The sequence below is a fragment of the Accumulibacter sp. genome, from assembly GCF_032229525.1.
Classification (GTDB): Bacteria; Pseudomonadota; Gammaproteobacteria; order Burkholderiales; family Rhodocyclaceae; genus Accumulibacter.
In genome coordinates this window covers 1-6,902 of record NZ_JAVTWB010000129.1, presented here as the reverse complement: position 1 = coordinate 6,902, position 6,902 = coordinate 1, and the positions used below count along the sequence as shown (strand labels likewise).

7 protein-coding genes and 1 pseudogene are annotated in these 6,902 nt (G+C 65.5%); 5 read left to right on the top strand and 3 right to left on the bottom strand.

Translation table 11 applies throughout. The features are described from left to right. From RUW20_RS08840 to RUW20_RS08825, 4 genes and pseudogenes are all read left to right on the top strand, one after another. Positions 1-243: pseudogene (locus tag RUW20_RS08840) on the top strand (threonine-phosphate decarboxylase); the annotation flags it as partial. Continuing rightward, positions 240-1,151, top strand: coding sequence for a cobalamin-binding protein (locus RUW20_RS08835; protein WP_409559331.1), 912 nt, complete (start codon positions 240-242; stop codon positions 1,149-1,151). The pseudogene RUW20_RS08840 and the gene RUW20_RS08835, both read left to right, overlap by 4 nt. Next, on the top strand, positions 1,148-1,987 hold the full coding sequence (locus RUW20_RS08830; RefSeq protein ID WP_313951842.1) for an ABC transporter substrate-binding protein: 840 nt from the start codon (positions 1,148-1,150) through the stop codon (positions 1,985-1,987). Before RUW20_RS08835 ends, RUW20_RS08830 begins: the two co-directional genes overlap by 4 nt. 28 nt (positions 1,988-2,015) lie before the next feature. After that, positions 2,016-3,611: a glycosyltransferase family 39 protein gene (locus RUW20_RS08825; protein WP_313951841.1), complete on the top strand. Its 1,596-nt coding sequence runs from the start codon at positions 2,016-2,018 to the stop codon at positions 3,609-3,611. Between the two features lie 22 nt (positions 3,612-3,633). On the opposite strand, the gene RUW20_RS08820 is transcribed toward RUW20_RS08825, so the two are convergent. Together RUW20_RS08820 and RUW20_RS08815 are read right to left on the bottom strand one after the other, a co-directional pair. Next, positions 3,634-4,083, bottom strand: coding sequence for a GFA family protein (locus tag RUW20_RS08820; protein WP_313951840.1), 450 nt, complete (start codon positions 4,081-4,083; stop codon positions 3,634-3,636). A 37-nt stretch (positions 4,084-4,120) separates the two neighbouring features. Next, complete coding sequence (locus RUW20_RS08815) at positions 4,121-4,918, bottom strand: alpha/beta hydrolase (RefSeq protein WP_313951839.1); 798 nt, start codon at positions 4,916-4,918, stop codon at positions 4,121-4,123. Between the two features lie 201 nt (positions 4,919-5,119). Here RUW20_RS08815 and RUW20_RS08810 point away from each other — a divergent pair, with 201 nt between their 5' ends. Then, positions 5,120-5,557, top strand: coding sequence for a PilZ domain-containing protein (locus RUW20_RS08810; RefSeq protein ID WP_313951838.1), 438 nt, complete (start codon positions 5,120-5,122; stop codon positions 5,555-5,557). Between the two features lie 78 nt (positions 5,558-5,635). Here the strand turns inward: RUW20_RS08810 and RUW20_RS08805 are convergent, their stop codons facing one another. Next, positions 5,636-6,715, bottom strand: a complete 1,080-nt coding sequence (locus tag RUW20_RS08805) for a calcium/sodium antiporter (RefSeq protein ID WP_313951837.1) — start codon at positions 6,713-6,715, stop codon at positions 5,636-5,638. Between the last annotated feature and the right edge of the window lie 187 nt (positions 6,716-6,902).

Here is a 6,902-nt window from a genome sequence, read left to right as displayed (position 1 = left end):
CGACGACTGGCCACGGCGTCGGCACGTTTGGCGGCGCTGCTGACACCGGTCGGCGCGGTCAGCGCTACGGCACTGTTCGCCACCGTGGCGACGCCGCAGGCCTTACCGCTCTTCGAGCACCTGGCCCGACGTGCCATTCTGACTCGTCATTTTCCCGCCCATGGCTTGCTGCGCTGCGGGCTGCCCGGCGATGAGGCCGATTGGCAACGCCTCGCCGAGGCGCTCGCCGAGTGGCGGCCATGAAGGCGGACAGAGTGGATAGACGCTGCTGGCGACAGTTGTTCGTCGCCTGGCTGTTGATTGCCGGCAGCGCCGTGGGTGCCGAAGTCTCGGTGGTCGACGACAGCGGTGCGACGCTGCGTCTGGCGCAGCCGGCGAAACGCATCGTCAGTCTGGCGCCGCACCTGACGGAGACGCTGTTCGCTGCCGGTGCCGGTGAGCGCGTCGTTGGCACCGTCGAGTACAGCAATTACCCGCCGGCGGCGGTGAACATCGCGCGCGTCGGTGGTTACTCGCAACTCGACCTCGAGCGGGTGACCGCGTTGCGGCCGGACCTGATCATCGCCTGGCAGAGTGGCAACACCGCCGCGCATGTCGATCGCCTGCGTGCGCTGGGCTTCCCGATCTATCTGTCGCAGCCCGACCGCATCGAAGACGTGGCGAGCGAGATCGAGCGCCTGGGCGTCCTGGCGGGCAGTGCGCCAGTCGCCAATCGCGCCGCGGCGAACTTTCGCCAGCGCCTGGCTGGCCTGCAGGAACGTTATGGTGGCAGGCCATCAGTGCGTACCTTCTACCAGATCTGGAAGCAGCCGCTGATGACCGTTGGCGGCCATCAGATCATTTCCGATGTCATCCGCCTGTGTGGTGGCGACAACGTCTTCGGCAAACTCGAGACGATGGCGCCGACGGTAAGCGTCGAAGCGGTCATTGCCGCCAACCCGGAAGCGATCGTCGCCAGCGGCATGAGCGAATCGCGGCCCGAGTGGCTTGACGACTGGCTGCGCTGGACGTCGATCACTGCTGTCGCACGCGGCAACCTGTTCTTCGTGCCGCCCGACCTGATCCAGCGCCATACACCGCGATTGCTCGATGGCGCCCAACTGCTGTGCCAGCATCTCGAAACCGCCCGCAGCCGGCGACCGAGCCGATGACCGAAGCGCGCGCATCACGCCTGCCGCAGCGCATCGCCTGCCTGAGCAGCGAAACGGTCGAAGTGCTGTACGCGCTCGGCGAAGAGGCACGAATCGTCGGCATCAGCGGTTATGCCGTCACCCCGCCGCGGGCAAGGAAAGAAAAAGCCAAGGTCTTCGCCTTCAGCAGTGGCGACCTCGGCCGGATCCTGGCCGTCGCGCCCGATCTGGTGCTCAGCTTCTCGGATTTGCAGGCCGACATCTCCAGAGATCTGATCAAGGCCGGCGTGCCGGTACATGCCTTCAACCAGCGCAACGTGCACGGCATTCTGGCGATGATCGAAACCGTCGGCCGCCTGGTCGGGGTCGTCGAGCCGGCGATGGCGCTGGTCGGTGAACTGGAAGACATCGTCGAGCAGGCACGTCTTGCCGCGGCCAAGCTGCCACGTCGGCCGCGGGTCTACTTCGAGGAATGGGACGAGCCGCCGATCTCGGGAATCGGCTGGGTGTCCGAACTGATCGCCATCGCCGGCGGTGACGACATTTTCGGTGACCTGGCCGACAGGCAGTCAGCCAGCGAGCGGATCATCGCCGACCCACTCGAGATCGTCCGCCGCGCCCCGGAAATCATCATCGGCTCCTGGTGCGGCAAGCGCTTCCGTGCCGAAAAGGTGGCGGCGCGCCCCGGCTGGCAGAGCGTTCCTGCGGTCGTCGATGGGCAGATCCATGAAATCAAGTCGGCCGTGGTCCTCAGTCCGGGGCCCGTCGCGATACGGGAGGGCCTGCCCGCGCTGCGACGTCTGTTCGATGATTGGGCGGCGGCCGACAAGCATGCTGGAAAGCCCGTATCCGCTTGAAGCAGATTTTTTCCCCTGGCGAACATCAATGAAAAGCTATTTTTCTTCTCTTGCCGAGAGTCTTCTCGAACCCCGCACCCGCGGTGTAGTGCTCATCTTCTGCGCCGTATGGCTGGGCGTTCTGGCCGGGGTCAGGCCGCTGATGCTGCCCGACGAGGGGCGCTATGTTGGCGTCGCCTGGGGAATGCTGAACAGCGGCGACTGGCTGGTGCCAACGCTGGACGGCCTGCCTTTTTTCCATAAGCCGCCGCTGTTCTACTGGCTGACCGGGCTGGCGCTGCACCTGTTCGGCGCCAACGACTGGGCGGCGCGCCTGGCTTCCGCTCTCGGCGCCTTGGTGGCCGTCGGGGCGCTGTACCTGTTCGTCAAACGGTACGCGGACCAGCGCCTGGCCACTCTGTCGGCCGCCGTGCTGGTGACCCAGCCGATGTTTTTCGCCGGTGCCCAGTATTCGAATCTGGACATGCTGGTCGCGGGGATGATCACCGCGACCATTGTCTGCGGCGCCACCGCCGTACTGCGTCTGGACCGTGGCCTCCCGCACCGGACGGCACTGGCCGCCGCCTATCTCTTTGCCGCCCTTGGCGTTCTCGCCAAGGGCTTGATCGGTTTCGTGCTGCCCGGCGCGATCCTCCTGGCGTGGCTGCTGCTGCGCAAGCGCTACCGGCTGATTCCGGCCATGCTGCCGATGCCGATGATCGGCCTGTTTCTTGTCGTGGCGGCGCCCTGGTTCCTGTGGATGCAAAAGTCATACAGCGGTTTCTGGGACTACTTTTTCGTCTATCATCATTTCAAGCGCTTCGCGGAGACCGGCTTCAGCAACGCCCGGCCATTCTGGTTCTATCTGCCGATACTGCTGCTCGGCACGCTGCCGTGGTCGCCGTGGATCGCTCGTCTATGCTCGTGGAAGTTTCTGGTGGACCCGGAGAAGATCGAGATTCGCAGCCTGATGATTTTCTGGGTGCTGGGAATTGTGGTCTTCTTCTCCTTGCCGAACTCGAAACTGCTGGGTTACATTTTCCCGGCGTTGCCGCCACTGGCCTGCCTGATTGCCGACGCCATTCTCGGCTGGCTGAACAAGCAGCAGCAACAGCAGAAGCCGGATGCCTCAGCCTACCTTGGCGTCAGCCTGCTGGTCGCTGGCGGCATCTGTGTTGCGTTCATCGCCGTGGTCGCGCTGTTCGATCCCACCTCGTCGAGGACCCTGAGCAAGCAGGTTGCGCCGCTGTTTCGTGCCGAAGACCAGATCGTCATGATCGACGAGTACGAGTACGACGTCCCCTTCTACCTGCGGGCGACGAAGAACTCCTGGGTGGTCAGCGACTGGCAGGACCCGGAGATCCCGGTACGGGACAACTGGCGCAAGGAACTCTACGACGCCGGTCGTTTTGCCCCGGCCAAGCAGCAAGAAGTGCTGTTGCTCCCCGGCGATCTGGCGCCACGCCTGTGCGCTTACGTTGGCGGCACGGTATGGATCTGGGGGAAAACGGCGCAGGCGTCGCGTTATCCTTTCCTGCCCGAGCAGGCGATTGCCTTCGTGGACGGGAAGAGGACCATCTGGCGGCTGGATGCCGGGCAGCGCCGGCAACTGGACGCTTGTGCTGAAACGCCGCGCAGCGGCTGATGACGAGCGTCGCGGCGGCGCCCTAGGCGGCTTCAGGTGGCGGCATTTCCGGGAACGCGGGCAGCGCCGGGTCGAGGTGATCCCAGGGGAGCAGGCGCTTGGTGTAGACGGCCATCTGTGGGGTGATCGATGCCGGGTCGTCGAGACTGGCGACGCGCAGCGTGGCCAAGCCCGGCATGCTGCTAGCCTTGCCGAACAGCGGGCTGCCACAGATCGGACAGAAGCAACTGCTTACCCGGCCGCCGCTGTCGGCAGTCCATTCGTAGGTGCTCACCTTGCCGCTGAAAGAAAGCGCAGTTTCCGCAAGCAGGGCGTGAAAGGCGTGTCCCGAGCCGCTCGATTTACGGCAACTGGTGCAGTAACAGATCCCGGTCATCACCGGATCGGCAGAAATTGCGTAGCGCACGGCACCACACTGGCAGCCGCCGTGGCGCGCGGCGTTGGGATCGGCAGGGTTGGCGGAATCGTTCACGGTGTTCTCCTGGTGGTGGGCATGGAACGGCGCGTTCTTACGTTTGCTGCGCTATCCAGTCAGCGATTTTTTCTGCCGCGGCCTGCCAGTGAGCGTCGAGCATCAGCGTATGGCCGGCGCGAGGGATGATCGCCACCTCGGCCTGCCAACGCGTGGCGGTGAAGTTCAGCAGGCCTGGCTGGAAGACCGCGTCGGCTTCCCCGCCGACGACCAGAACGGGTAGCGCCGGCCGGCGTCTGCCCAGGCGCATCGCCAGGAGCGTCAGGTCCAGGATCGCGCGACGCGATTCCGCCTGGAACAGTCCCCCGAAGCGGATCAGGTCCTCGGTCCTGGTCTCGGGTGAGTAGTAAACGTCGCGAATCGTCCGCAGCGTTTGTGCCGTGTACTCGCCACGGGTGGCACGGGTCTGTTCGCTGAAAAACGCCGGTGTGCTGAAGGCGATATTCATCGTCGCGCCGAGGATGCCGCCGGGCGGCACCGGCGCCATCAGGATTGCCGCCTGCACCTGGTTTTGTTCGAGGAAGCGTTCGACGACGACGGTGCCCATCGAGTGGCCGATGACGATCAGCGGACCGTCCAGTCCTTGCGCGACCTGCGTCAGGTCTTCGACATAATCGTCGAGCCCGAAGCTGTCGAGGCGCTCACGGCCGTCGCTGGCGCCATGGCCGGCGAGGTCCAGCGCGCGGCAGTCGAAGCCGCGGCGGCTGAACCAGGGGAGAAAGTACGCGTCCCAGCAGCCCGCCGTGGCATATCCGCCATGCACGAAGAGGAGCCGTGGCGAGCGCGTCGGGCCGACTGCCGGCCGGTGCAGGGTATGAATGCGTCGGATTTCCATGGTCGCGGTCAATGTACCACGGCCCGGCAACTTGTCCGATGGCGACAACGCAGGCGAGCCGGGGGGGGCGTCGAGCGGAACGCAAGGACCGTTCGAGGCGTCCAATGGTTCATCAGATGCTGGTCGCCCTCTTGGCCCGACACGTCGGTGAGCGTTCGCTGTCCATCAGCGAAGCCGCCAGCAAGTAGTGAGGAGCTCCCGATGCCGACTTCAGCCCGGTATGCAGCGCGCGCCTGGGTGCGCCATCCTGTCGACATACCCATCGAAATCGCCGTCGAGCATGCGGCACGGCGTGCCGGGCGCCGGCTCCGCGATGTCGGCGTCGGCGGTCTGGCCTTCGAGTCGGATCTGCCGTTCGCCGTGGGCTCGACGGTGCGCGTGCGTATCACCGTCGTCTGGCCGCCATTCGAGACCTGTGGGCGGGTGGTCTGGTGCCGGGCGCACCAACCGCGTTTCGACGTCGGCCTGCAGTTCGTCAGCGCCGAGGCGGCGTTCACCGTGCGGATGGTCGAACAGGTCTGTCATATCGAGCACTATCGCAACGAAGTCTGGCAAACCGAAGGCCGGCACCTGGACCCCGAGGAGGCGGCGCGGGAATGGGTCGGCAAATATGCCGCCGACTTTCCCGGTGCACACTAGGCGCAGGCAAGGGTGGTGCGATAGGACAATCCGCAAACCATCCGCTGCCGGCCGCCGGCGGCAAGTCGGCGTCGGTGCTCACGAACCGTCTTCACCAATGCGGTGCCAATGCCGCCAGGCCAGCACGATCAGGGTGATCGCAGTGAGTGGCAGGACGAAGCCGAGCATCACCCGCGAGAAGCCGGCTGGCGCGCCGTGACCCCCGGCGTCGAGAATCAGGTAGGTGGTGTAGGCGACGTAGTAGGCCAGGAACAGTGCGCCTTCCCAGCGCGCGATGAGATGGCCGGTAAAGAAAATCGGCAGGCAGGCCACCGCCACAACCACCATCACCGGCAGGTCGAAGGCCAGAAGAGAAGCCGGCACGAGCAGGTCACCGGGCGCGATGCTGGCGGAAATGCCCAGCACGGCGAGGATGTTGAAAATGTTGCTGCCGACCACGTTGCCGACCGCGATGTCGCGCTCGCCGCGAACTGCGGCCATGATCGAGGTTGCCACCTCGGGTAGCGAGGTGCCGGCGGCGACGATGGTCAGGCCGACCACCACTTCGCTGATTCCCAGCCGCCCGGCCAGCGTCACCGCCGCCTCGACCAGCCAGTTGGAGCCGAGCACCAGCAAGCCCATGCCGGCCAGCACCAGCAGGACCTGCACCGGCCAGTGCGCATCCCAGGCCTGGCCGTCGTCGGCCTCCTTTGCGCCAGCATCTGCGCCTTGAGCGGCGACCTCGCGGCGGCTCTGGCGGATGATCAGGACGGTGTAGGCGAGCAGCAGCCCGACGAAGATCAGGCCATCAACGCGGCTGATGCCGCCGTCGGCGACCAGCGCCCAGAGCAGCAGCGAGACGCCGATCATGATCGGTACCTCCTGGCGGATCAACTGCCGATGCACGACCAGCGGCGCGATCAGCGCGGAAATGCCGAGGATGAAGAGCACGTTGAAAATGTTGCTGCCCACGACATTGCCCAGCGCGATGTCCACTTGCCCTGACCAGGCCGACTGCACCGATACCGCCAGCTCCGGCGAACTGGTGCCGAAGGCGACCACCGTCAGGCCGACCACCAGTGGCGAGATACCGAAGGAGAGAGCGAGCTTAGAGGCGCCGCGTACCAGCAGTTCGGCGCCGCCGATCAGGACGATGAGTCCGGGGATGAACCACAGCATGCGATGATTTCCGTCAGGTGAAGGTGGGAACGTTTGGTTCCGGGTGCGCCTGCACTGAAGTGCGCAGTGGCCAGAGCGGCTGGAACATGCTGAGGCATTCCGGTGCCGCGGCTGGCAGCACGGCGATCATGGCATGGCCGCCACTTCCGCTCAAGCTTGCATGCTGCTTCACCATCCGCCGCGCGCG